Genomic DNA, 4,133 nt, shown 5'->3' with positions numbered 1-4,133 from the left:
GCTCGCGATGAACGATAACGCGGTGTAACTGAAATACCGCGGTGCCTGCATCGCGAGCAGGCTCACTCCTACAAAGGCCTGGCTCAAAAAGTCAGGTGTTTCAAAGGCTTCGTTTCGTCGCTTGCACCACAACCGTGCAGACGGACGGCACTCTCCTAGGTATAGTGCCGCCCCTCTTCGCGTGAGCGGTCGTCGGTAACGAGGCCCAAACCCATGCGAAACCCGAACTAATAACAAACCTGCGATATGGGCCCGGGACGAACACTCGCCTCACTGTTGTGCCACGTGCACACCGGTGTAACGCGATGTTTCTGCCTGCCCAACATTTGCCTACACAAAAAACAGCGAGGAATAATCCATGCTCGAAGTCATTAACGACTTCCTCTCAGGGAAAGTACTGATCGTGCTCATTGTCGGGCTCGGTAGCTACTTCACGATCCGCTCGCGTTTCGTTCAATTGCGCCATTTCTTCCACATGTTCGCGGTGTTCCGCGACAGCCTGAAAAGCAGCGCCGGCCAACTCAGTTCGTTCCAGGCCTTGATGCTCAGCCTCGCCGGCCGTGTCGGCGCGGGTAACATCGCCGGTGTCGGCATCGCCGTTACCCTGGGTGGCCCGGGGGCGGTGTTCTGGATGTGGGTGACCGCACTGGTCGGCATGTCCAGCAGCTTCTTCGAATGTTCCCTCGGCCAGCTCTACAAGCGCTGCGATGCCGACGGCACCTACCGTGGCGGCCCGTCCTATTACATCCAGCACGGTCTGCAGAAACGCTGGCTGGGCATGATCATGGCGTTCCTGTTGCTGGTGACCTTCGGGTTTGCCTTCAACGGCCTGCAATCCCACGCCGTGACTCACTCGCTGAACAACGCGTTCGGCCTCGACACCACCTACACAGGCCTGGCCCTGGCGGTGCTGCTCGGCCTGGTGTTCATCGGTGGGATCAAGCGCATCGCCAAGGTCGCTGACCTGCTGGTGCCGGTGAAAACCCTGGTGTACATCGGCGTGACCATCTATGTGATCGTGCTGCAGTTCGACCAGGTTCCGGGCATGCTGATGACCATCGTCAAAAGTGCTTTCGGTCTGGACCAGGCCTTCGGCGGCCTGATCGGCAGCGCAATCGTCATGGGCGTGAAACGTGGCGTTTTCGCCAACGAAGCGGGCCTGGGCAGTGCGCCGAACGTGGCGGCCGTGGCTTCCGTCGAGCACCCGGTGGCACAAGGCGTGGTTCAGGCGTTCAGCGTGTTCCTCGATACTTTCGTGATCTGCACCTGCACCGCGTTGCTGATCCTGCTCTCGGGTTTCTACACCCCAGGCTTCGAAGGCGACGGCATTGCCCTGACCCAGAACTCGCTGGCCGCCGTGGTCGGTGACTGGGGCCGCAGCTTCATTTCCGTGGCGTTGTCGTTGTTCGTGTTCACCTCGATCCTCTACAACTACTACCTGGGCGAGAGCAACCTGCGCTTCCTGATCGGTGAAAACCGCAAGGCGCTGATTGGCTACCGCGCGCTGGTGCTGGTGTTGATTTTCTGGGGCGCCATCGAAAACCTCGGCACGGTGTTCGCCTTCGCCGACATCACCATGACCATGCTCGCGTTCGTGAACCTGATCGCGCTGTTCCTGCTGTTCAAGGTCGGCATGCGCATCCTGCGTGACTACGATGACCAGCGTGCCGCCGGGATCAAGACGCCGGTATTCGATTCGAGCAAATTCCCGGATCTGGACCTGGACTTGAACGCCTGGCCAGCCAATCCGCCGGCCGCGGCTCCAAAGGCTGAAGCCGAACTGCAAGGCGTACCCGCAGCGCAACGCTGATGGGTAAACGACGGGCGCATCCTCTGCGCCCGTCAGTTAAAGTGCACAACTTGTGGGAGCGGGCAGGCTCGCTCCCACATGTCATCTCTTGCGGAGACTTTCCCATGGTTCCCAACTCCTACCCAGCCGCCCAGCACGTCATGGTGCTCTACACCGGTGGCACCATCGGCATGCAAGCCAGCGCCAATGGCCTGGCCCCGGCGTCCGGTTTCGAAGCGCGGATGCGTGAATATCTGCACAGCCAGCCCGACGTGGTCGTGCCGCAGTGGCGCTTTCGCGAAATGTCGCCGCTGATCGACAGCGCCAACATGAGCCCGACGTACTGGCAGCAACTGCGTGAAGCGGTGGTCGACGCCGTTGATGTCCAAGGCTGCGACAGCGTGCTGATCCTGCACGGCACCGACACCCTCGCCTACAGCGCCGCCGCGATGAGTTTTCAATTGCTCGGCCTGAATGCCCCCGTGGTGTTCACCGGCTCGATGCTGCCGGCCGGCGTGACCGACAGCGATGCCTGGGAAAACCTCAGCGGTGCGCTGGTTGCCCTGGGCCATGGCCTGGCGCCGGGCGTTCATTTGTACTTCCACGGCGAACTGCTGGACCCGACTCATTGCGCGAAGGTTCGTAGTTTCGGTCGCCATCCGTTCAAGCGCCTGGAGCGTCAGGGCGGTGGTGTGAAAGCCACTTCGCTGCCGGCTCAATTGAATTACAACCAGAGCAAGCAACTGGCGAACGTCGCGGTGCTGCCGTTGTTCCCAGGCATCGGCGTCGAGCAGCTTGATGGCGTGCTGAACAGCGGCATCCAAGGCTTGGTGCTGGAATGCTACGGCAGTGGCACCGGGCCGAGCGACAACCCTGAATTTCTCGCCGCTCTGGAGCGGGCGAGGGACAAAGGTGTAGTTGTTGTCGCCGTCACCCAATGCCATGAAGGTGGCGTTGAGCTGGATGTCTACGAGGCCGGTAGCCGGTTGCGAGGCGTGGGTGTGCTTTCGGGCGGCGGCATGACCCGTGAGGCGGCGTTGGGCAAGTTGCATGGGTTGCTGGGTGCCGGGCTGGACACCTCTGAAGTCCGGCGTCTGGTCGAGCTCGACCTTTGCGGTGAACTGGTCTGATACACCGCAGGACCTGTAGGAGCGAGGCTAGCCCGCGAAGACGTCCTTGAAGGCGCCAAAAGCTTCGCGGGCAAGCCTCGCTCCTACAAGTATTCATTCGCGGCATACAACTTGCTCGATTCCAGCATCCAATCGCTGGAACTTCCCATGCTCCACTCCCACCTCACCACCCTCAACGCCGTCTCCCTGGTGCTCAACACCTTCAAGGCCGAAGGCTTGTCCAGCGAAGCACTGCTGGCGGGAAGTGGCATCAGCGCGGCGGATCTGAGCCGGGCGGACACGCGCATCACCACCAACCAGGAGATGCAGGTGTGTGCCAACGCCGTCGCGCTCAAGCGTGATATCGGCCTGGAACTGGGGCGGCGGATGCACGTTTCGTCCTACGGCATACTCGGTTATGCGCTACTCACCTCTGCCACCTTCGGTGACGCTTTGCGCCTGGCGATGCATTATCCGGCGCTGTTGGGAACACTTTTCGAGTTGAGCCTGGAAGTCGACGGCGAGCGTGTGTGGTTCGTCGCTGCCGATTATCGAGAGAACCCGGCGCTGGCCGTGTTCAACGCCGAGTTCTGCCTGGTGTCGTTAAAAGTCATTTGCGATGACCTGCTCGGGCACCCGCTGCCATTGCTCGCCGCTCGCCTGGAACATATGGCGCCGGATTATCGGGCGAGCTACGCCGAACACTTCGACTGCCCGCTGCACTTCGACGCGCGAGATAACGCCTTCGCATTCGACAAGCGCTGGCTCGACCAGCCCTTGCCGCTGGCCGATGTCATCACCCATCAGGCCATGGTCGACCGCTGCCGCAAGCAGAACACCGAATTCACCGGGCGGCAGGCGTGGTTGGGGCGGATTCGGCAGTTGCTTCGTGCGCAACTGAATGCAGCCCCGGGGCTGGAAGGTTTGGCGTTGCAGATGAATTGCTCGGCGCGCACCTTGCGCCGGCATCTCAAGGACCTGGGGTGCAGCTATCAGGAATTGCTCGATGAACTGCGCTTCGAGCAGGCCAAGCAGATGCTCTGTGAGGATCAGCTGCCGATCTACCGGATCGCCGAGGCGCTGGGCTTCAGCGAAACCGCGAGTTTCCGCCATGCGTTCGTGCGCTGGAGTGGTGTGGCACCGAGTCAGTTCCGTCCTTGACCCCCAACTCTTTGTAGGAGCGAGGCTTGCCCGCGAAGGCGTCTTCAAGTACGCCAAACGCTTCGCGGGCAAGC

General features: G+C 61.3%; 3 protein-coding genes. All 3 read left to right on the top strand.

Translation table 11 applies throughout. The features are described 5' to 3' along the window. Positions 1 to 358: 358 nt before the first annotated feature. The 3 genes from QMX98_RS32830 to QMX98_RS32820 all read left to right on the top strand — a co-directional run bounded on the left by QMX98_RS32830 (position 359) and on the right by QMX98_RS32820 (position 4,059). On the top strand, positions 359 to 1,810 hold the full coding sequence (locus QMX98_RS32830) for an alanine/glycine:cation symporter family protein (protein ID WP_010465343.1): 1,452 nt from the start codon (positions 359 to 361) through the stop codon (positions 1,808 to 1,810). 104 nt (positions 1,811 to 1,914) lie between these two features. After that, entirely contained in the window at positions 1,915 to 2,919 is a 1,005-nt protein-coding gene (locus QMX98_RS32825; RefSeq protein ID WP_200667308.1) for an asparaginase, read from the top strand. Positions 2,920 to 3,066: 147 nt separating this feature from the next. Then, positions 3,067 to 4,059, top strand: coding sequence for an AraC family transcriptional regulator (locus QMX98_RS32820; protein WP_172791943.1), 993 nt, complete (start codon positions 3,067 to 3,069; stop codon positions 4,057 to 4,059). Positions 4,060 to 4,133 lie beyond the last annotated feature (74 nt).

Source organism: Pseudomonas sp. PS02303 (genome assembly GCF_029959925.1).
GTDB classification, from domain to species: Bacteria; Pseudomonadota; Gammaproteobacteria; order Pseudomonadales; family Pseudomonadaceae; genus Aquipseudomonas; species Aquipseudomonas mandelii.
Note: the sequence above shows the minus strand (reverse complement) of the source record. Positions and strands in the feature narration are given on the sequence as shown.